The sequence below is a fragment of the Rathayibacter sp. AY1A7 genome, assembly GCF_002930845.1.
In the GTDB taxonomy this organism is placed as follows: Bacteria; Actinomycetota; Actinomycetes; order Actinomycetales; family Microbacteriaceae; genus Rathayibacter.
In genome coordinates, this window is record NZ_PSTL01000017.1 from 18863 (window position 1) to 38990 (window position 20128).

Sequence of the window (20128 nt, forward strand, 5' to 3'; positions counted from 1 at the left end):
CCGCGGAGGGGCGGGCGCCCGTGTCGCGAGGCCCTCGCGGGTGCGGTTATGATGGTCGTCGTGCGTCTGCCAGCGGGCGCTCGGGAGTCGTCGCATAGTCCGGTCGAGTGCACCACCCTGCTAAGGTGGAGAACCCTTTATTGGGTTCCGTGGGTTCAAATCCCACCGACTCCGCATCGTCCGAAGGCCCCGCTCAGGCGGGGCCTTCGTCGTTCCCGGCGGTGCCGGTGTCGCCGCAGTGCCGGGGTCTCGCGGTGCCGGAGCCTTCCGGCCGGTGCTCCGCCGCTCGCGCGCGGCGTCGGCGGCCGATGCGACCCGGCGCCTCAGCCGGCCGGGATCCGCCGCCGATCCGCCGGGCGGGTGCGCTCCCGGAGCGGCTACCCTGATCGGATGCCCAGCCCGATCCTCGACGCCCTGTCCGCCCCTCCCGCGCGGAGGGACGTCGCCTCGATCCGCGGTGCTCTCGCCGAGGTCGCGATCGGCGACTCGGTGCGCGTCCTCGTCCGCTCCCCGCGCTACGGCCTCTACGGGATCGAGGGGGTCGTCCGGCAGGCCGTCGGCGGCGAGCTCGTCGTCGCGGACGTCTTCCTCGGCACGGGGACCGAGATCCAGAGCGTCGCCCTGGCTCCGGACGCCGACGAGGTCGGCGGGGAGCGCTCGGCCGAGGGGCTCGAGCACGGGGACCCGGTGCGCGTGGCGTTCTCGACTCCGGCGCTCGGGTCGTTCACGATCACGGGCCCGCTGACGGCCGGCGGCCGCGACGGGTTCCTCCTCGTCGGCAGCTGGATCGTCGCGGACGGCGGCGAGCCCGGCCGCCATGTCGACCGCATCGAGCGCCTGACGGACGTCGGCGTCCACGAGAAGCACGTCCCCGGGCGCCGCTCCGCGGTCGAGGACTAGCGCCTCAGCTCTGGCAGTGCGGGCACCAGTAGGTGACCCGCAGCTGCAGCTCGTCGTCGCCGAGCTCGCCGCGTTCGATCGGAGTGCCGCAGCGCCGGCACGGCTTGCGGTCGCGGCCATAGACCCAGAGCTGCTGGCCCGGGCGCAGGTTGCCGGTCGTCGTGCGCTCGATCCGCTCGCGGTTCACGGTGATGAGCCGCTTCGCGAGCGCGGTGGTGCGCACGAGGTCGCCGCTCCCGCCGACCGGGCGCGTGGGCAGCACGCCGCGCAGGAAGCACAGCTCGGCGCGGTAGACGTTGCCGAGTCCGGCCATGATCCGCTGGTCGAGCAGCGCGAGCCCGATCGGCCGCTCCGGATCGGCGGACAGGCGTCGCAGCGCCTCGTCCGCGTCCCAGTCGGCGCCGAGCAGATCGGGGCCGAGGTAGCCGACCACGTCCTCCTCGGCCGAGCGCGGGACGATCTCGAGGAGCCCGAGCTCGAAGCCGACCGCCTGCCAGTCCTCGGTCTCGAGGACGATCCGGGCCTGGAACGCCGGCCGGTGCCACTTCGGCCGCTCGCCCTCGCCGCGGGCGTAGAGGTGCCAGCTCCCCTCCATCTTGAGGTGGGAGTGGATCAGCGCGTCGCCGACCCGCATCAGCAGGTGCTTGCCGCGGGGGACGACCTCGTCGATCGTCTCGCCGGTGAGGTCGACCGTCGCGTACTTCGGCACGCGGACGTCGCACCGGGTCAGGACCTCGCCGTCCAGCGCCTCGGCGAGGTTGTGGGCGGATCGGTAGACGGTGTCACCCTCGGGCACGCGGGCTCCCTCCGGCGCTCACGAGCGCATCCTCAGGCCGCGCGGATTCGCGACGAAGCCGGCGGCGACGAGGGCGTCGCCGAAGGGCGTGCCGAGCGCGAAGACGCCGTCGATCTTCTCGACGGTCAGCTTCTCGACCCCGCGGGAGCGCACGAGCTGCGAGAGGGCGCCGGCCGCGTCGGCGAGGGCCGCCTCGTCGGCGGTGAAGGTGAGGGCGGTCTTGCCGCCGCGCTCGAGGTAGACCGCGAGCGCTCCGTCGACGACGGCGACCAGCGCGCCGGCCTTCCGACCGGGGCGGTGCCCCTCGCCCTGCGGCCACGGCAGAGCGGCGCCGAACGGATTGGCGGGGTCGGTCGCCGCCAGCGCGAGCACCGGTCGTGAGCGCTCCTGCGCCTCGTCCTGCGGGGCGAACGTGCGGAGCCGGTCGACGCTGCCGGCTGTGCCGAACTGCGCTGCTCCCAGCTTCTCGATGAAGTAGCCCCTCCGGGCGCGGCCCTGCTGCTCGAAGCCGCTCAGCACCTTGTAGGCGAGGGCGAAGCCGCCCAGGACGCCCTCGGCCTGCACGGAGCCGCGGGTGACGATCCCGTACCGCTCGAGCAGCGTCTCGCCGAGCGCGTGCCCGCGGATCGTCGCGTCCGACTCCGCGAGCGGCACGATCGACCAGCGGCCGCCGGCGGTCGGCGGCCCCACGCGGGTGGCCATCGTGGGGCGGGCGGTCATCCGGCCCCGGGGCGCGCGGGCGCGGGCGGGGGCGCGCGGCTGGCGGTGCGCGCCGCCGGTCGAGCCGACGAGGGTGCGCAGCGGCGCCAGGGTGTCGTTCGTGACGAGCCCGGCCCAGACCAGCTCCCACAGGGCCTCGACGAGGCCCGCGTCGTCGGTGGAGCCGACCGCGTCGGAGAGCTGGCGGAAGAAGTAGCCGCCGCCCGAGCCGAGCACGCCGACGATCTCCTGCTGGAGCTCGGTCAGGGTCACGGACTCGGCGGCGGGGACGGGGAGGGTCAGCCCTGCCGTGTCGGCGAGATGGAGGCTCACCCAGCCGTCGTTGCCGGGCAGGGTGCCCGCGCCGGCCCAGAGGACCTCGCCGGTCGCGGTGAGCTCGTCGAGCATCGCGGGGGAGTAGTCGCGCACCCGGGCGGGCAGGATCAGCGACTCCCAGGCGGACGCGGGGATGGGCGCGCCGGCCAGCTGGTCGATCACGGAGGCCACGCCGTCGATACCGCGGAGCGAGCCGCCGACGTGCTGCCAGGCGGGGAGGAAGCGGGCGTACGCGGCCGCGTCCACCGGCTCCACCTCCTTGCGGAGCGCGGCGAGAGAGCGGCTGCGCAGGCGGCGCAGCACCTCGGCGTCGCACCACTCGGTCCCGGTGCCGGTGGGGCGGAACTCGCCCTCCGAGACGCGGCGCTCGCCCGCGAGGCGGCGCAGGGTGTCGGTGACGACCGCGACGCCGAGGCCCAGGCGGGTGGCGACGGCGGCGGCGGTGAAGGGGCCGTGGGTGCGCGCGTAGCGGGCGACGAGGTCGCCGAGCGGATCGCGGACGGGGTCGATGAAGGCGACGGGGACACCGATCGGCAGGGGCACGCCGAGAGCGTCGCGGAGCCGGGAGGCGTCCTCCATCGCGGCGTACCGCTGCTCACCGCCGAGGCCCACGGGCAGGACGCGCTTGGCCTTCACGAGCGCGGCCACGTCGGCCTCGAGCACCGCGCGCTCGATCGCGGGCGCCTTCGCGACGTCCGCCGAGGCGACCGATTCGTCGACCAGGCGCTCCCCGAGCTCGTCGAGCGTCAGCGGGCCGAGCAGCCGGAGCAGGTCGGCGGCGCCCTCGAGCCCGCGGAGGCGGCGCTCGGGCTCGACGCGCTGCAGCTCGCGCTCGATCTGCGCGAGGACGGCCGGGTCGAGCAGCTCGCGCAGCTCCGCCCGGCCGAGCAGCTCGCCGAGGAGCGTCGCGTCGACCGAGAGCGCCGCCGCGCGGCGCTCGGCGAGCGGGCTGTCGCCCTCGTACATGAAGGCAGCGACGTAGCCGAAGAGCATGGACCGCGCGAACGGACTGGCGGTCGGCGTCTCGACCTCGAGGATCCGCAGCTCGCGCCCGTCCAGCCGTGCGGCGAGCCGGAGCAGCGCGGGCAGGTCGTAGACGTCCTGGAGGCACTCGCGGACGGTCTCGAGGATGATCGGGAAGGTCGGGTAGGTGCGGGCGACGTCGAGCAGCTGCGCCGCCCGCTGCCGCTGCTGCCAGAGCGGGGAGCGCTTGCCCGGGTTGTACCTCGGGAGCAGGAGCGCCCGCGCCGCGCACTCGCGGAACCGGGCGGCGAAGAGGGCGGAGCCGCCGACCTCGCTCGTGACCAGCTGCTCCAGCTCCTCGCGCTCGAACAGGAACAGCTCGGAGCCCGGCGGCTCCGACTCCGTGTCGGGGATCCGCACGACGATGCCGTCGTCCCCGGCCATCGCCGCTCCGTCGACCCCGTGCCGCTCGCGGACGCGAGCGCCGATGGCGAGCGCCCACGGCGAGTGCACCTGCATCCCGTACGGGGAGTGCAGCACCAGCCGCCAGTCGCCCAGCTCGTCGCGGAAGCGCTCGAGCACGAGGGTGCGGTCGTCCGGGATCTGCCCGGTGGCCAGGCGCTGCTCGTCGAGGAAGGAGAGGAGGTTGTTGGTCGCGTACTCGTCGAGCCCGGCCGCCGTGCAGCGCTCGCGGGCCGTCTCGGGGCCGGCGGCGCCCACCTCGCGGGTGAACGCCCCGATCGCCTCGCCGAGCTCGGCGGGGCGCCCCTGCGAGTCGCCCTTCCAGAACGGGAGGCGCCCGGGCTCACCGAACGCCGGCGTCACGATCACGCGGTCGTAGGTGATCTCCTGGATGCGCCAGCTGGTGGCTCCGAGCGCGAAGACGTCGCCGACGCGGGACTCGTAGACCATCTCCTCGTCGAGCTCGCCGACGCGATTGCCGGTCGAGCCCGGCTCGCCGACCATGAACACGCCGAAGAGCCCGCGGTCGGGGATGGTGCCGCCGCTGGTGACGGCGAGGCGCTGGGCGCCGGGCCGGCCGGTGAGCGTGTTCGCGTCGCGGTCCCAGACGAGGCGCGGCCGCAGCTCCGCGAACTGGTCGGAGGGGTAGCGGCCCGAGAGCAGGTCGAGGGTCGCCTCGTAGGCGGAGCGGGGCAGGGACACGAACGGGGCGCTGCGGCGGACGGTGTCGAACCAGTCGTCCACGTCGAGGCTCTCGAGGGCCGTCGCGGCGACGGTCTGCTGCGCGAGGATGTCGAGCGGGTTCGCGGGGACGGCGATCGCCTCGATCAGGCCCGAGCGCATCCGCTCCGTCGTCACGGCGGAGTGGAGAAGGTCGGCCCGGTGCTTGGGGTAGAAGGACCCGCGCGAGACCTCGCCGACCTGGTGGCCGGCTCGACCCACGCGCTGCAGGGCGCTCGCGACCGAGGGCGGCGTCTCGACCTGGACGACGAGGTCGACCGCGCCCATGTCGATCCCCAGCTCGAGACTCGAGGTCGCGACCACGCAGCGCAGGCGGCCGGACTTCAGGTCGTCCTCGATGATCGCGCGCTGCTCCTTGCTCACCGAGCCGTGGTGGGCGCGGGCGAGCAGCGGCTCCTCGTCGGGCGCGGACTGCCCGCTGCCGCTCGTGCCCCCGGCCGCTCCCATCGCCTCGGCCGGGGAGCGGCGGACGGAGGAGGAGGCCGCCTCGGCGAGCAGGGCCCCGACGGCGACGGGCTCGCCCGCCTCGCGCGCCCGCTCCGCGGCGAGCTCGCGGCGCTCGGCGTAGATCTCGTTGAGCCGGGCGGTCAGCCGCTCGGCGAGGCGGCGGGAGTTCGCGAAGACGATGGAGGAGGTGTGCGCGAGGACCCGGTCGACGATCGACTCCTCGACGTGCGGCCAGATCGACCCGCTCTGCGGACCGGTGGCCCCCATCGTCGATCCGTCCTGCGGAGCCGCCGTCCCCAGCTCGGACATGTCCTCGACCGGGACGACGACGCTGAGGTCCCACTGCTTCTCGGACGCCGGAGCCACGATCGCGACCGGGGAGCGGCCGGCGAGGAACCGGGCCACCTCCTCGCGCGGACGCACCGTCGCCGAGAGGCCGATGCGCTGCACCGGCTTCGGGAGCAGGGCGTCGAGCCGCTCGAGGGAGACGGCGAGGTGCGCCCCGCGCTTGGTCGACGCGACCGCGTGGACCTCGTCGACGATGACCGTCTCGACGCCGCGGAGCGACTCGCGCGCCGCCGAGGTGAGCATGAGGTAGAGCGACTCGGGGGTCGTGATCAGGATGTCCGGCGGCGTCTTCTGCAGCACGCGCCGCTCGGCGGCGGGCGTGTCTCCCGACCGCACCCCGACGGTGACCGTGGCCGGCGCGCTGCCGATGCCCTCGGCGCTCAGCCGCAGCGCCGTCTGGGTGACGCCGACGAGCGGCGAGCGGAGGTTGCGCTCGACGTCGACGCCGAGAGCCTTCAGCGGCGAGACGTAGAGCACGCGCGTGCGGTGCTGCGGATCCTCCGGCGGCGGGCCCTGCACGAGCCGGTCGATCGCCCAGAGGAAGGCCGAGAGCGTCTTGCCGGAGCCGGTGGGAGCGACCACGAGGGCGTGCGCTCCACTCGAGATGGCCGACCAGGCGCCCTCCTGGGCGGCGGTCGGCGCCGGGAACGCGCCCTCGAACCACGCGCGCGTGGCGGGGGAGAAGCGCTCGAGGACGTCCGGCATGCATCCATCCTCCCTGCCACCTCCGACATTGCCGGGGCCGCGGCCCGGGGGCGAGCCCTTGACGCGGGGGAGCCCGTCCGTCAGGCGAAGCCGAGACGCACGAACGTGCCGATGTCGGCGAGCTCGGCCTGCCCGACTCCGTGGGCGACGCCCTCGTAGACCCGGGCGTCGAGCGACGTGTGCTCCGGGAACCAGGCCGCCGCGTCCCGCACGAGCTCCTCCGGGATCACCGTGTCGAGCGTCCCGCGGCCCCAGAACACCGGCGGACGCTCGCGGGCGAGCCGCTCGTCCGCGTCGTCGCCCTCGGCGAGCGGGACCACGAACCCGGACAGGGCGACCGCGAAGGCGAAGCGGCCCGGCGCGCGCCGCAGCAGCTGCACCGCCAGCGCGGCGCCCTGGGAGAAGCCCAGCAGCCCCACCGGGCCCGGGTGCTCCAGACCGTCGAGCCACTCGATCACCCCCGCCGCCGCCGCTTCGACGGCCTCGGGATCGGCCCGCGGCTCGTCCGGCACCAGCGGAACACGGAGGGGCCACCACGCGTTCGCCCCGCCGCCCAGGGCGAGAGGCGCCCGGAGGGACGCGAGGACCGGCTCCAGCGGCAGGTAGGCGCCGAGCGAGAACAGGTCCCCCTCGTGCGAGCCGTAGCCGTGCAGCAGCACCAGGAGGGGCCTGCCGACGCGGTCGCGCTCGGAGGAGGACCACAGCACCGCGTTCGCGTCGATTCCCATCGCACCATCATCCCCCTGAGTGCGGGATCGCCGCCGCCGGTCGGAACACCAGCCGCGAAGGGTGAGAATGGCTGCATGAGCGTGCGCACCCCTGACCCGAACTCCGGGTGGCTGTCCGACGACGAACTCGCCGAGATCCGCCGGCGGCTCCCGCTGCTGTACGTGGAGGCCGTGCCCGTCCGGGTCGACGGGCTCGGGCAGGTCACCGAGGTCGGCGTGCTCCTGCGCGCGACCCCCTCCGGCCAGATCACCCGCACGATCGTCTCGGGCCGCGTGATGTACGGCGAGACGCTGCGCGACGCGCTGTTCCGCCACCTCGAGAAGGATCTCGGTCCCATGGCCTTCCCCCTCCTCCCGGCGAGCCCGCTCCCCTTCCACGTCGCCGAGTACTTCCCGATGCCCGGCATGGGACCGTTCACCGACGACCGCCAGCACGCGGTCTCCCTCGCCTACGTCGTCCCCGTCACCGGCACCTGCGACCCCCGCCAGGACGCCCTCGAGCTCACCTGGATGACCCCCGACGAGGCCTGCTCCGACGCGATCTCCGCCGAGATGGAGGGCGGGCGGGGCGCGCTGATCCGCGCCGCGCTCGCTTCCGTCGGCCGCCTGTCCTAGCGGCGCGGATCGGCCGCGGCGCTCCCTTCTGCGCGCCGATAGCGGCGCGCCGCGGTCGGCTCGCAAGGACGGCGGGCCGGCTGGAGCGTCGGGCGTCCGCCTGGACCGATTCGTCGGCACGCGACCCGGCCGTTCGGCTCGTGGATCCGGCGTCCACCGGACCTCTGTGACCGGGCGAGGAGCGGCTGCGCCCCTGCCCAACGACGGCGCAGCAGGGGATCGCCTGATCATGACGCGGTGAGGACTTCCGGAACTCCCTGCGCGGGACTCCGCTCGAAGAGGTGAAGCGTGAACGACGAAGGGCCGGGGCCCGCGACCAGTAGTCGCGGGCCCCGGCCCTTCGTGATGTCGGCGCCCTGATCAGGACGAGCGTTGACGTGCGATCACCGATCGCCCAGCCCCCGGACCAGCCGCTCCCCTCGAGGCGAACGGTCGATCCGCGTGCGAGCGGATCGACCAAGCCGGTCGCGACACGCTCTGCGCGTCGCGACCATGCTTGAAGCCGACCGCGGTGCGCCGTTCCGCGGCTGCCCGCGAGGCGAACGGTCGATCCGCGTGCGAGCGGATCGGCCTAGCCGGTCGCGACACGCTCTGCGCGTCGCGACCGTGCTTGAAGCCGACCGCGGTGCGCCGCTCCGCGGCGCACAATCGGACTCAGCCCTGCGCGCGCCGGCCGCCGCGGCGGGCGCCGCCGCCGGCGGACTCGCGGGCGGGAGCGGCCGAGGCCGCTCCGCCGGTCGCGGTGCTGTAGAACGAGCGCGATCCGCCCGAGGTCGAGGGGGCACCGGCGGCCGAGCGGCTGCGGCCTCCGCGGGCGCCGCCGCGGGCGGGTCCCTCGGCGGCGGTGCGGTCGCGGCGGGGGCGGTCGCCTCCGCCGGTCGCGGCACCCGTCGAGCGTCCGCCGCGGGGTGCGGCGGTGCCCTCGGTGCGGGCCGCGCGCTTGCGCTGCGCGTTGGCGCCCTGCGAGCGTCCGCCCTGCGACTGGCCGCGGACGGGCTCGACGACGGCGCTGGGGGTGACGTACGGAGCGACGTCGCCGACGAGCTTCGCGACGGCGGCCGAGTCGGCCGTCACCTGCTGGGGCGCGACCTGGATCGCGGCCTTGCGGAGGAGGGTCTTTACGTCGCTGCGTTGCGTGGGCAGGACGACGGTGACGACGTCTCCCTCGCTGCCGGCGCGGGCGGTGCGGCCCGAGCGGTGCAGGTACGCCTTGTGCTCCATCGGCGGGTCGACGTGGATGACGAGCTCGACGTCGTCGACGTGCACGCCGCGGGCGGCGACGTCGGTGGCGACGAGGACCTTGACGGTGCCGGCGCCGAACGCGGCGAGGTTCCGGTCGCGGGCGACCTGCGAGAGGTTGCCGTGCAGGTCGACCGCGGGGATGCCCTGGCCGGTGAGCTGCTTGGCGAGCTTCTTCGCGTGGTGCTTGGTGCGCATGAAGAGGATGCGGCGGCCGGTGCCGGACGCGAGCGTCTTCACGAGCGCGTTCTTGGCGTCGAGGCCGTCGACCTCGAACACGTGGTGGGTCATCAGCGCGACCGGCGAGTTGGCCTCGTCGACCGAGTGGAGCACCTCGTTCTGGAGGTACTTCTTGACCAGCTTGTCCACGCCGTTGTCGAGCGTCGCGGAGAACAGCAGGCGCTGCCCGCCGCGGGGGGTCTTGTCGAGGATGCGCGTGACGACCGGCAGGAAGCCGAGGTCGGCCATGTGGTCGGCCTCGTCGAGCACGGTGATCTCGACGGCGTCGAGGTTCACGAAGCCCTGCTTCATCAGGTCCTCGAGGCGGCCCGGGCAGGCCACGACGATGTCGACGCCCTGCTTGAGCGCGGCGACCTGGCGCTGCTGCGAGACGCCTCCGAAGATCGTGGTGGTGACGATGCCGTAGGCGTCGGCGAGGGGCTGCATCGCGGCGGTGATCTGCGTGGCGAGCTCGCGGGTCGGCGCGAGGACGAGTCCGAGCGGGCGGCCGGGGCGGCGGCGTCCGCCGGCGAGCGAGCCGCCGAGGCGGGCGATCATCGGGATGGAGAAGGCGAGGGTCTTGCCGGAGCCGGTCTTGCCGCGGCCGAGGACGTCGCGTCCGCCGAGGGTGTCGGGCAGCGTGTCGACCTGGATCGGGAAGGGCTCGGTGATGCCGCTCGCGGTGAGCGCGGCCACGAGGGGGGCCGGCACGCCGAGGGCGCTGAAGGAGAGGGGGGTGTTCGACATGGAGTGGTGCCTTTCGGGGGCATCATGCCGATCGAGGACGCGCGGGCGGTGGCCGGGGCGCGGGTGATCGGCGTTCGGGCGAAGGTGACGGTGGTCACATCCGTTCGCCGTACGATTCGGTGCGCGCGGCCGGGGGCCTCATGCACGTGCGCCAGATGGTCGGGACGGATCCTCGACGGTCAGAGTCCTAGGGGACAAGGGGCGTTCTACGACGCGGGGGAGCGCAGTCGCTGCGCTCGCACCATTCCACTCTAGTGGATGCCGATCCATCCGCGCATCGCGGCCTGCACGCGGGAGCCGTCGCGGTCGCTCAGCTTGGTCCCGACGAAGTCGCCCGCCCAGTCCGAGGTCTGCACGCGGAAGGCCGGCTCCGGGTCGCGCAGGGTCTTCAGGATGACGGCGGCGACGTCGGACGGGTCCTGCGCGTGGGTCGAGGAGAAGGACGACGCGGCGCGGTCGAGGTAGGCGCCGAGCGCCGGCGAGTAGGGGCCGGCCTGCGCGAGCATCGCCGCCGCGTCGATGCCGACGTTCTCGACGAAGCTGCTGCGGACCGCTCCCGGCTCGATCAGCGACACGTGGACGCCGACGGAGGCGGCGACCGGGGCGAGCGCCTCGAAGAACCCCTCGACCGCGAACTTCGCCGCGCAGTAGTCCTCGTTGAACGGCTGCCCGATCGCGCCGCCGACGCTCGAGACGGTGACGATGCGACCGCGGGACGAGCGCAGCATCGGCATCGCGGCGCGGGTGACCGCGACGGTGCCGAAGAAGTTGACCTCCATCACGCGGCGCAGCTCCTCCGGATCCTCCAGCTCGAGGGTGCCGAGGTGGCCGGCTCCGGCGTTGTTCACGAGGGCGTCGAGACCGCCGAGCTCCTCCTCCACGGCGCGGAGGCAGCCCGCGACGGAGTCCGCGTCGGTCACGTCGAGCGCCCGCAGGTCGAGCTCGACGCGTGCCTCGGCGGCGGCGGCGCGCAGGCCCTCCGCCCGCTCCGGATCCCGCACGGTGGCGACCACCCGCCAGCCCGCGCGCGCGGCCTCGATCGCGGTGGCGCGGCCGATGCCGGTGGAGGTTCCGGTGACGAGGAGGACGGGACGGGGCATGCGGCTTTCCTGCTTTCCGGCGCACGACGGCGCCGCCCGGAGGCTATCGGCCGACCCTCCGAGAACGTCCAGGGTCGGTGTCAGCCCCGGTAGCGCTCGCCGACCGGCACCTCGACCGGCAGCCGGTTGCCCGCCTGGGCGAGCGGGCAGGCCCAGGCCGGGTCGTAGGCGCAGGAGGGGTTGTAGGCGAAGTTGAAGTCGAGGACCAGCGTCCCCGGGGCGGAGCCCGGACCGAGGTCGGCGCCCTTCACGGTGTCCAGGAGGTAGCGGCCACCGCCGTAGGTGCCTCCGGGTGTCCCCGCGAGGGCGTCCTTGACCGGCAGGAACAGGCCTCCTCCGTAGGACGCGAGGCGCCAGACGTCGAGGCTGCCGGCGTCCGGCACCTCGACCGTGCCGATCAGCTCGAAGGGGACGGTGCCGTCGGTGCCGGTCTCCACGTCCATCCGCCGCGCCTCCTCGGCGGGGGCCACCTCGAGCTCGAAGCGCCAGGCCGCGTCGTAGGGCGCGATCGGCAGCGAGCGGAAGTGCGCACGGTCGGGCGGGAGGAGGGGGGTGGAGGGGTGCTGCGCGAAGAGCGCGTTGCGCCCGCGGATCCAGGACGCGTGCGCGGCGAGCAGGTCCACGTTCGAGAGCCGGCGCACCTCCGCGTAGAGGGCCTGGACGTGGCGGCGCCAGTCCGACACCTCGACCGCGTTCGTGAGGCGGCGGCGGGGCGAGACGCCGTCGTCGTCCTGCTCCTCCTCGTCGGCGGAGGGCCACTGGAGGCGCAGGAGCTCCGAGCGCGACAGCTCGGTCTCCTCCTCGGCGACACCGTCGGGGCTCATGCGGCGGGCTCCCCGCGCGGGCGGGTGTCGGCACCGACATCGTGGCGCCAGGACGGGGCGAGGGAGCGGATGCGGATGCCGCGCCACTGCCAGAACGCCCACATCGACGGCCAGAGCGCGGCCGAGGCGAGGCCCGCCGAGAACTCGAGGCGGTCGCGGAAGAGCGTGCGCCCGTCGGGGAGCGGGGCGACGGCCATGCGGTGGTCCCACGCGGTGATCAGGCGGAGGGAGCCGGTGAGGGGCCCGCCGCTGTCGCGCAGGATCCGCACGTCGGGCATCGAGGGGACGCGGCGGTAGGAGAGGTCGATCTCCTGCGCGCCCATCGGCACGATCCCGAGGGCGTCCATCGCGACCTCGTGGGAGCCGAGCCCCCAGGTCGGGCGGAAGCCGCCCTCGTCCAGCGACGCGGCGGTCAGGAGCGGGGACATCACCTCCCGGAACACGGCCGGACTCTGCAGGGCGCGCCAGGCGGAGTCGGCGTCGGTGTCGAGCACGTGCTTGAGCATCACCTTCACGAGGGACATCCTCCTCCGCCCGCCCCCGCGCGGGAACCGGGTGCGCGCGGAGCCCCGGACGTGTATGCGCCTCCGGTGCTCGCTACCGTGTCAGGGTGACCGCTCCCGCCGCCTCCGTCGACCAGTCGACCTACCAGATCCGCTTCGAGTGGGGGGCCCGCGCCCTCCGCGTGCTCGCCCCCGCCCACGTCACGGTGCTCGTCGACGCTCTGCCCGGAGGCGAGAGCCCCGACCTCGGGGGAGTGGAGGGCCGCGTCGTCCGCGCGGGCCTGGCCGACCGCTCGGCCGTCGCCCGCTGGATCCTGGAGCGCCAGCACGAGAACGGCGGGCGCACCAGCGTCAACGTGATCGCCCTCGGCGACATCGATGACAGCGGAGCGGCGCGGTTCGCGATGGAGGACCAGCTGGCGGCCGGCGCCGTCGTCGACGCGCTCATCGGGCTGGGCATCGACCACGTCTCGCCCGAGGCCGCGGTGGCCTGCGCGTCCTACGAGGGCCTGCGCCGGGCGTGCGCGCATCTGCTCACCGCGTCCGAGTCCGGCCGCCTGCTCGCCGCCGAGGGGCGGGCGGACGAGGTCCGGGCCGCTGCCCGGGTCGACACCGTCGACGAGGTGGCGGTCCTCCGCTGACCCGCCGCTCCGGCGGGCGCGGCCTCCGAGCGGTGCAGGGCGTCCGCGGAGCGCACAAGCCCCTGCGGATCCGAGCCGCCGCCTCGACCACTCGCCCGCCCCCGGCGTAGCGTTCGGCGGAGGCGGTCCCTCCGTCCCCGCCCCGACCGAAAGCTGGCCCGCATGAAAGCCGTCCTCAACGACGTCGTCCTCGCCGACGCCCCCGACTCCGACCTGATCTCGATCGAGGGCAACTGGTACTTCCCGCCGTCGAGCATCGCCGAGGGCGTGCTCGTCGAGAGCCCCACGCCCTACACCTGCCCGTGGAAGGGCGAGTGCCAGTACTTCTCGGTGCAGACCGGCGACGGCCTGCAGAAGGACAAGGCCTGGTCGTACCCGCACCCCTACCCGACGGCGTTCGACCGCGTCGGCAAGGACTTCTCGGGCTACGTCGCCTTCGACCGCTCGGTCCGCGTCTCCGACTGACCCGTCCCGCCGCGGTGCCGCTCCCGGTGCCGCGGCGGTGCCTCAGCCGCGCGGTGCGTCAGCCGCGCGGGGCGGCGGCGCGCGCGCGGTAGGCCCGGACCTTCGACCGGTTCCCGCAGCGCTGCATCGAGCACCAGCGGCGCGACCCGGCTCGGGACGTGTCGAGGTAGAGCATCCGGCACTCCGGATCCGCGCAGCGCCGCAGCCGTCCGGTCGCGGCCGGACCCAGCAGCCCCACGGCCTCCCGGGCGATGGACGCGAGCGCCTGCCTGCCCGCCGCGTGGAGCCGTCCTGCCTGCCGCGATCCGCCGCTCAGCACCGGCGGGATATCGGGCATCGCCGCGACCAGGTTGACCACGTCGACGTCGCGCGGGTCGGGCGCGGTGCCGGCCTCGGCCGCGACGGCCAGCCGGGCGATCGCGCCCCGGAGCATCAGCGCGTCGTCGAGGCGCGCGTCCCGGCTCTCGGGGCCGACCGCCTCGAAGCGCTCGGCGAGCCAGGCGGCCAGGGCGGCGTCGGAGTCGAGGTGCTCGGCCGCTCCCGGAGGCAGTGCTCCCGTCGTGGCGAAGTCGAGTGCGAGGCTTCCGGAGTCGAACCACCAGCGCCGGCCGTCGGCCTCGGGGAGCCACTGCCCGGTGACCGGCGTGCGCCCGCCGTGCGGGGCCTCGTCCGCGGTCACGGCGCCGGGACCGGTCGGCGCCGCCACTGGATCGCGTTCGCGGGCTCGAACCGGCGCGCGCAGCGGCCGCAGGCCAGGGGCCGGGTGGGCCGGCGATGGCGGTAGAAGAGGTGTCCGCCCGGGCAGGTGCCGACCCACGGCGCGAGCTCGTCCGCGGTCGGGTTGCTGTGGGTGCGCGATCCCGTGTAGCCGAGCCGCGCCGCGATCCGCCGCCACTGCGGTCCGTGCCCGGCGTCGGGCCCCGCGAGCGCGTGAGCGACCTCGTGCAGGAGGGTCTGCCGGACCTCCTCGTCGCTCCAGCGGGTTGCGAGGTGGCGCGAGACCGTGATCCGGCGGCGCGTCCAGTGGCAGGCGCCGCCGCGGGTGCGCGCGTGGTCGAGCGCGAAGGACCAGGAGGGGTCGAGGTGCTCCTCGATCAGCGCGTCGGCCCAGCGGGCCACGTCCTCGAGGTCGGCCACCGGTGGCGCTGCCTAGGACTCGTCGCCGTCGGCGCGGCGGCGGCCGCGGGCGGTGCCGTCGGTGCGGGCTTCGCGGTCGGTCCCGTCCTGGAACTCGGAGGCGGCGGCGTAGCCCAGGCGCGCGACCTCGAGCTCCTCCTCGGGGACCCCGACGCGCTCGCCGAGGGCGGTCGCGGCGTCGAAGTCGCGCATCGCCCGGCCGTACTCGCCCAGCTCGAAGAAGGTGAGGCCGCGGTGCTTGAGCGCGAAGGAGTGCTCGAGGTGCCACTCGTGCGTGCGCGCCTCCTCGACGCAGAGCGCGAGCTCCGAGAGGGCCTCGTCGGTGCGGCCCCGCAGCTGCATGAGGCGGGCGCGGCGGACACGGGCGGTGAGCAGCTCGGCGCGGTCGCCGGAGAATCGGGTGCGGCGGACGGCCTCGTTCGCGAGGTCCCACGCCTCGTCGACGCGCCCGAGCAGGCGCAGCAGCTCCGCCTTCTCGGTGAGCGCGGCGAGGCTGCGCAGCGCGCCGATCTCTCCCAGGCGCTCCTGGGCGGCGTCGACGTCGATCTCCTCGTGGAGGGTCGCGGGGTCGTGGCGGATGATGATGCTCAGGGCGATGCTTCCTCGTGGAGTGCGGATCCGGGTCGTCGCGCGCGGCGGACGAGAGGACGGTCGGGGTCGCTGACCCCGGCGTCGAGTGTACCGGCGGGTCCCCGGACGGCGCCCCGACGCGCGGCCCGGATCAGCCCCGTCGCACCTGGAAGATGCTCCGCGCCGGCAGCGGCGACGGGGTGGCGGTCGCGTCCGTGACGACGAGGGCGCCGGCGATGAAGTTCTCGAGCTCCCGCCCCTGCACCAGCTTGGAGGGGGCGGGGTCGGAGGCGAGGCGCCGCGGCAGGCCGTCGAGCGGCAGCGGATCGGCCGAGGCGAGCATCACCACGTTCCCGAAGCGCTTGGCCTTGAGCATCTGGGTGTCGGTCATGATCGCGGTGTGCGCGAAGACGGAGGCGAGCGTCGCGGCCTGGGCGCGGGCGAAGGCGAGCGCGCCGCCGTCGGCCACGTTCACAGCGATCAGGCCGCCGGGGGCGAGCAGCGGCGCGATCGCCCCGTAGAACTCGGCGCTGGTCACGTGCGCGGGAGTGCGCGCGCCCGAGAAGATGTCGACGACGACCACGTCGACCGTGCCGCGCAGCCCGGGCGGCAGCTTGCCGAGCACCTCGCGGGCGTCGCCCTGGCGGATGCGGATCTGCGCCCCGCGGGGGAGCGGGAGCGCCTCGCGCACCAGCTCGACCAGAGCGCCCTCGATCTCGACGACCTGCTGGCGCGAGCCCGGCCGGGTCGCGGCGACGTAGCGGGGGAGGGTCAGCGCTCCGGCGCCCAGGTGGAGCGCCGTGACGCTCTCGCCCTCGGGGGCGACGAGGTCGATCGCGTGGCCGATCCGGCGGACGTACTCGAACGAGAGGTGCGTCGGATCCGCGAGGTCGACGTGCGACTGCGGAGTGCCGTCGACGACCAGGGTCGCCGCCTCGGGCGAGTGGCGGTCGGGCTCGATCCGCGCGGTGTACCCGCTGGCGAGCACGGCGCGGGGGTGCTCGGAGTCGTCTCCGCGTCGGCGGCCGGTGCGTTCCTGCATCCGACCAGTCTGCCGCGGCGGCGGGACGGCGGGGCTCCGCGCCCGGCCTGGTCGGATCGATCCGGGAGGCCGTGGCCTCGTATACCGGACCCCGCGGGGCGGCGCAAGCATCCGCACTTGCGCGGCGTGGCGCGATGCGGCTATATTCGTACTTTGCGCTCCCGAGTACCCATGCCCTCATATCGCGGTCGGCAGGTCACCGGAACCCGGCATCAGATGGTGGATGCCGTTGCCACACTCTAGCCCCGCCCCCAAGACCGAGTCGCCTCGGTCCGCACGGCGTGCGGGCAGGGGTGGCGGCCCGTCCGGCGGGAGCCCACTCCACACATCCCACAGATTGAGACCCGCGAGGGTCTACGGAGGTTCCTTCCTTGGCTGCTGCGTCCACCGCGACCACCACCTCACCCAAGAACGGACGCGGAGCTTCGCGTCTCTCGTTCGCCAAGATCAGCGACACCCTGACCGTTCCGGATCTGCTCGCGCTGCAGACCGAGAGCTTCGACTGGCTCGTCGGCTCGGAGGCGTGGAAGACCCGCGTCGCCGAGGCGAAGGCCGCCGGCCGGGAGGACCTCCCCGCCAACTCCGGCCTCGACGAGATCTTCGAGGAGATCTCCCCGATCGAGGACCTCAGCGAGACGATGCAGCTGAGCTTCACGAACCCGTACCTCGAGCCCGAGAAGTACACGATCGAGGAGTGCAAGGAGCGCGGCAAGACCTACGCCGCTCCGCTGTACGTCGAGGCCGAGTTCATGAACCACCTCACGGGTGAGATCAAGACCCAGACGGTCTTCATGGGCGACTTCCCGCTGATGACCGAGAAGGGCACGTTCATCATCAACGGCACCGAGCGTGTCGTCGTGTCCCAGCTCGTGCGCAGCCCCGGCGTCTACTTCGAGCGCCAGCAGGAGAAGACGTCCGACAAGGACATCTACTCCGCCCGCGTCATCCCGAGCCGCGGCGCCTGGCTCGAGTTCGAGATCGACAAGCGCGACCAGGTCGGCGTGCGCATCGACCGCAAGCGCAAGCAGTCGGTCACCGTGTTCCTCAAGGCCCTCGGCCTGACGAGCGAGGAGATCCTCGAGCAGTTCGCCGGCTACGAGTCGATCGAGCTGACCCTCGAGAAGGACAACATCCTCACCAAGGAGGACGCCCTCCGCGACATCTACCGCAAGCTCCGTCCGGGCGAGCAGGTCGCCGCCGAGGCCGCCCGCGCGCTGCTGGACAACTTCTACTTCAACTCCAAGCGCTACGACCTCGCGAAGGTCGGCCGCTACAAGATCAACCGCAAGCTCGGCATCGACAAGGCGCTGTCCGACTCGGTGCTCACGGTCGAGGACATCATCGCGACCATCAAGTACCTGGTCGCCCTGCACGACGGCCGCACCGCCCTCCCCGGCGTGCGCGACGGCGAGCCGGTCGAGCTGCGTCTCGACGTCGACGACATCGACCACTTCGGCAACCGCCGCATCCGCGCGGTCGGCGAGCTGATCCAGAACCAGGTCCGCACCGGACTGTCCCGCATGGAGCGCGTCGTCCGCGAGCGCATGACCACGCAGGACATCGAGGCGATCACCCCGCAGACCCTGATCAACGTGCGCCCCGTCGTCGCCGCGATCAAGGAGTTCTTCGGGACCAGCCAGCTGTCGCAGTTCATGGACCAGAACAACCCGCTCGCGGGTCTGACCCACAAGCGCCGCCTGTCGGCGCTCGGCCCCGGCGGACTCTCCCGTGAGCGCGCCGGCGTCGAGGTCCGCGACGTCCACCCCTCGCACTACGGCCGCATGTGCCCGATCGAGACCCCGGAAGGCCCGAACATCGGCCTGATCGGATCGCTCGCGTCCTTCGCGCGCATCAACTCGTTCGGCTTCATCGAGACCCCGTACCGCAAGGTCGTCGACGGCACCGTCACCTCGCAGATCGACTACCTCACCGCGTCCGAGGAGGACGAGTACCTGGTCGCCCAGGCGAACGCCCCCCTCACGAAGGACTTCCGCTTCGCGGAGGGCAAGGTCCTCGTCCGCCCCAAGGGCGGAGAGGTCGAGCTCGTCGACGCCGAGCGCGTCCACTACATGGACGTCTCGCCGCGCCAGATGGTCTCGGTCGCGACCTCGCTGATCCCGTTCCTCGAGCACGACGACGCGAACCGCGCGCTCATGGGAGCGAACATGCAGCGTCAGGCCGTCCCGCTGCTGCGCAGCGAGTCGCCCGTCGTCGGAACCGGCATGGAGGGCTTCGCGGCCATCGACGCCGGCGACGTCATCACCGCCGACAAGGCCGGTGTCGTCCAGGAGGTCTCCGCCGACTCCGTCACCGTCCAGCTGGACGAGGGCGGCACGCAGACCTACTTCCTCCGCAAGTTCGACCGCTCCAACCAGGGCACCTCGTACAACAACCGCGTGGTCGTCTCGGCCGGCGAGCGCATCGAGGTCGGCGAGGTCGTCGCCGACGGCCCCGCCACCGAGAACGGCGAGCTCGCGCTGGGCAAGAACCTGCTCGTCGCGTTCATGCCGTGGGAGGGCCACAACTTCGAGGACGCGATCATCCTCAGCCAGAACCTGGTGAAGGACGACGTCCTCTCCTCGATCCACATCGAGGAGTACGAGGTCGACGCCCGCGACACCAAGCTGGGCAAGGAGGAGATCACCCGCGACCTCCCCAACGTCAGCCCGGAGCTCCTGGCCGACCTGGACGAGCGCGGCATCATCCGCATCGGCGCCGAGGTCCGCCCCGGCGACATCCTCGTCGGCAAGGTCACGCCCAAGGGCGAGACCGAGCTCTCGGCCGAGGAGCGCCTGCTCCGCGCGATCTTCAACGAGAAGAGCCGCGAGGTCCGCGACACGTCGCTGAAGGTGCCCCACGGCGAGCAGGGCACGATCATCGGCGTCAAGGTGTTCGACGCGCAGGACGGCGACGACGAGCTCGGCTCGGGCGTCAACCAGCGCGTGGTCGTCTACATCGCCCAGAAGCGCAAGATCACCGAGGGCGACAAGCTCGCCGGCCGCCACGGCAACAAGGGCGTCATCTCGAAGATCCTGCCGGTCGAGGACATGCCGTTCCTCGCCGACGGCACCCCGGTCGACATCGTCCTCAACCCGCTCGGCGTCCCCGGCCGCATGAACTTCGGCCAGGTCCTCGAGATCCACCTCGGGTGGATCGCGAAGCAGGGCTGGAAGGTCGAGGGCCAGCCGGAGTGGGCCGCGCGCCTGCCCGAGCACGCCCGCGAGGCGGCGCCCGGCACCAAGGTCGCGACCCCCGTCTTCGACGGCGCGGCGGAGGAGGAGCTCGCAGGGCTCCTCGACTCCACCACCCCGACCCGCGACGGAGAGCGCCTGATCGGCTCGTCCGGCAAGACGCAGCTGTTCGACGGCCGCTCCGGGGAGCCCTTCCCGGACCCGGTCTCGGTCGGCTACATGTACATCCTGAAGCTGCACCACCTCGTCGACGACAAGATCCACGCGCGCTCGACGGGCCCGTACTCGATGATCACCCAGCAGCCGCTCGGTGGTAAGGCGCAGTTCGGCGGCCAGCGCTTCGGCGAGATGGAGGTGTGGGCCCTCGAGGCCTACGGCGCCGCCTACGCCCTCCAGGAGCTCCTCACCATCAAGTCGGACGACATCCTCGGCCGAGTGAAGGTGTACGAGGCCATCGTCAAGGGCGAGAACATCCAGGAGCCCGGCATCCCGGAGTCCTTCAAGGTCCTCATCAAGGAGATGCAGTCCCTGTGCCTGAACGTCGAGGTCCTCTCGGCCGACGGCACCGCGGTCAGCCTGCGCGACACCGATGACGAGGTCTACCGCGCCGCGGAAGAGCTCGGCATCAACATCTCCTCCCGGTTCGAGTCGTCCTCCGTCGACGACATCTGATCCGCGCCAGCATCTGACGACCTCCCGTCTCTGACGAG

Annotated in this window: 16 protein-coding genes and 1 tRNA gene; 6 read left to right on the forward strand and 11 right to left on the reverse strand. The window is 73.5% G+C overall.

Annotated elements, in window-relative coordinates; all coding sequences use genetic code 11:
- The first annotated feature begins 83 nt into the window (after positions 1-83).
- Both C5B95_RS12765 and C5B95_RS12770 read left to right on the forward strand, forming a co-directional pair.
- Positions 84-174 (forward strand) — tRNA-Ser (locus tag C5B95_RS12765).
- 216 nt (positions 175-390) lie between these two features.
- The gene (locus tag C5B95_RS12770; protein WP_258059995.1) at positions 391-900 is read left to right on the forward strand and encodes a hypothetical protein; all 510 of its coding nucleotides are present in this window, start codon (positions 391-393) and stop codon (positions 898-900) included.
- 4 nt (positions 901-904) lie between these two features.
- On the opposite strand, the gene C5B95_RS12775 is transcribed toward C5B95_RS12770, so the two are convergent.
- From C5B95_RS12775 to C5B95_RS12785, 3 genes are all read right to left on the reverse strand, one after another.
- A complete protein-coding gene (locus C5B95_RS12775) occupies positions 905-1696 on the reverse strand; it encodes a DNA-formamidopyrimidine glycosylase family protein (protein WP_104349340.1) in 792 nt (263 codons plus the stop codon).
- Positions 1697-1714: 18 nt separating this feature from the next.
- A complete protein-coding gene (locus tag C5B95_RS12780) occupies positions 1715-6397 on the reverse strand; it encodes an ATP-dependent helicase (protein ID WP_104349341.1) in 4683 nt (1560 codons plus the stop codon).
- 80 nt (positions 6398-6477) lie between these two features.
- Positions 6478-7125: an alpha/beta hydrolase gene (locus tag C5B95_RS12785; protein WP_104295955.1), complete on the reverse strand. Its 648-nt coding sequence runs from the start codon at positions 7123-7125 to the stop codon at positions 6478-6480.
- 75 nt (positions 7126-7200) lie between these two features.
- On the opposite strand from C5B95_RS12785, the gene C5B95_RS12790 reads away from it, so the two are divergent.
- On the forward strand, positions 7201-7740 hold the full coding sequence (locus tag C5B95_RS12790; protein WP_104225113.1) for an NUDIX hydrolase family protein: 540 nt from the start codon (positions 7201-7203) through the stop codon (positions 7738-7740).
- A gap of 654 nt (positions 7741-8394) precedes the next feature.
- On the opposite strand, the gene C5B95_RS12795 is transcribed toward C5B95_RS12790, so the two are convergent.
- The 4 genes from C5B95_RS12795 to C5B95_RS12810 all read right to left on the reverse strand — a co-directional run bounded on the left by C5B95_RS12795 (position 8395) and on the right by C5B95_RS12810 (position 12393).
- Positions 8395-9945 carry a DEAD/DEAH box helicase gene (locus C5B95_RS12795; protein WP_104225114.1) on the reverse strand — a complete coding sequence of 517 codons (1551 nt, stop codon included), beginning with the start codon at positions 9943-9945 and terminating at the stop codon, positions 8395-8397.
- Between the two features lie 251 nt (positions 9946-10196).
- Positions 10197-11045, reverse strand: a complete 849-nt coding sequence (locus C5B95_RS12800) for an SDR family oxidoreductase (protein ID WP_104233932.1) — start codon at positions 11043-11045, stop codon at positions 10197-10199.
- A gap of 80 nt (positions 11046-11125) precedes the next feature.
- Positions 11126-11869 carry a DUF1684 domain-containing protein gene (locus C5B95_RS12805; protein WP_104349342.1) on the reverse strand — a complete coding sequence of 248 codons (744 nt, stop codon included), beginning with the start codon at positions 11867-11869 and terminating at the stop codon, positions 11126-11128.
- Positions 11866-12393, reverse strand: a complete 528-nt coding sequence (locus C5B95_RS12810; protein WP_258059996.1) for a hypothetical protein — start codon at positions 12391-12393, stop codon at positions 11866-11868. Before C5B95_RS12810 ends, C5B95_RS12805 begins: the two co-directional genes overlap by 4 nt.
- A gap of 86 nt (positions 12394-12479) precedes the next feature.
- On the opposite strand from C5B95_RS12810, the gene C5B95_RS12815 reads away from it, so the two are divergent.
- Positions 12480-13013: a 2-phosphosulfolactate phosphatase gene (locus tag C5B95_RS12815; RefSeq protein WP_104292493.1), complete on the forward strand. Its 534-nt coding sequence runs from the start codon at positions 12480-12482 to the stop codon at positions 13011-13013.
- A gap of 162 nt (positions 13014-13175) precedes the next feature.
- Complete coding sequence (locus C5B95_RS12820) at positions 13176-13478, forward strand: DUF427 domain-containing protein (RefSeq protein ID WP_104224584.1); 303 nt, start codon at positions 13176-13178, stop codon at positions 13476-13478.
- A gap of 58 nt (positions 13479-13536) precedes the next feature.
- On the opposite strand, the gene C5B95_RS12825 is transcribed toward C5B95_RS12820, so the two are convergent.
- The 4 genes from C5B95_RS12825 to C5B95_RS12840 all read right to left on the reverse strand — a co-directional run bounded on the left by C5B95_RS12825 (position 13537) and on the right by C5B95_RS12840 (position 16227).
- Positions 13537-14184, reverse strand: coding sequence for a CGNR zinc finger domain-containing protein (locus C5B95_RS12825; protein ID WP_258059997.1), 648 nt, complete (start codon positions 14182-14184; stop codon positions 13537-13539).
- Positions 14154-14615: a SprT-like domain-containing protein gene (locus C5B95_RS12830; protein ID WP_104349343.1), complete on the reverse strand. Its 462-nt coding sequence runs from the start codon at positions 14613-14615 to the stop codon at positions 14154-14156. The genes C5B95_RS12825 and C5B95_RS12830 overlap by 31 nt, the downstream gene beginning before the upstream one ends.
- Positions 14616-14627: 12 nt before the next feature.
- A complete protein-coding gene (locus C5B95_RS17560) occupies positions 14628-14957 on the reverse strand; it encodes a hypothetical protein (protein WP_181027192.1) in 330 nt (109 codons plus the stop codon).
- A gap of 379 nt (positions 14958-15336) precedes the next feature.
- The gene (locus tag C5B95_RS12840) at positions 15337-16227 is read right to left on the reverse strand and encodes a spermidine synthase (protein ID WP_104349344.1); all 891 of its coding nucleotides are present in this window, start codon (positions 16225-16227) and stop codon (positions 15337-15339) included.
- A gap of 371 nt (positions 16228-16598) precedes the next feature.
- On the opposite strand from C5B95_RS12840, the gene rpoB reads away from it, so the two are divergent.
- Positions 16599-20090: a DNA-directed RNA polymerase subunit beta gene (gene rpoB, locus C5B95_RS12845; protein ID WP_104224581.1), complete on the forward strand. Its 3492-nt coding sequence runs from the start codon at positions 16599-16601 to the stop codon at positions 20088-20090.
- The last annotated feature ends 38 nt before the right edge of the window (positions 20091-20128 follow it).